Here is a 524-nt window from a genome sequence, read left to right as displayed (position 1 = left end):
GGCGATGCGCAAGGCGATCGCGGCGGCGCGCGCCGCCGGCCGCAAGATCGCCTTCACGCCGTCGGAATCATTCATCATCGACATGCACCGCGGCGATTTCCTGTCGCTGATCGACGATGGCCTGATCGACCTCCTCTTCTGCAACGAGACCGAGCTGGCGACGCTGACCGGCCTGTCTTCGTTCGAGGACGGCATCGCGATGCTGGCGGCCAAGGTTGCGGTGCTGGTCGTCACCAAGGGCGCCGAGGGCGCCGTGGCGCTCTCGGGCGGCGAGCGTGCCGAAGTTGCCGCGCAGCCGATCGAGCGCGTGGTCGACACCACCGGCGCGGGCGACCTGTTCGCGGCGGGCTTCCTCTACGGCCACGTGCGCGGCAAGGGGCTTGAGGAAAGCCTCAAGATGGGCGCAATCTGCGCGAGCGAGATCATCTCGCACTACGGCGCGCGTCCGGAATGCGATCTGGCGGACTTCGTCGCGTCGCGTATGTGATTGAAGAAATGCGCCGAAAGGCGCATTTCTGCGGCAC

Annotated in this window: 1 protein-coding gene; it reads left to right on the top strand. The window is 67.0% G+C overall.

All coding sequences use genetic code 11. The features are described from left to right. Positions 1-487 (top strand): PfkB family carbohydrate kinase (locus tag ACYPYD_RS26105; protein WP_459666551.1); only part of this gene is annotated, 487 nt, incomplete at its 5' end. Between the last annotated feature and the right edge of the window lie 37 nt (positions 488-524).

The organism is Novosphingobium sp. 11B (assembly GCF_054589055.1).
This window is presented reverse-complemented; position numbering and strand designations above follow the sequence as displayed.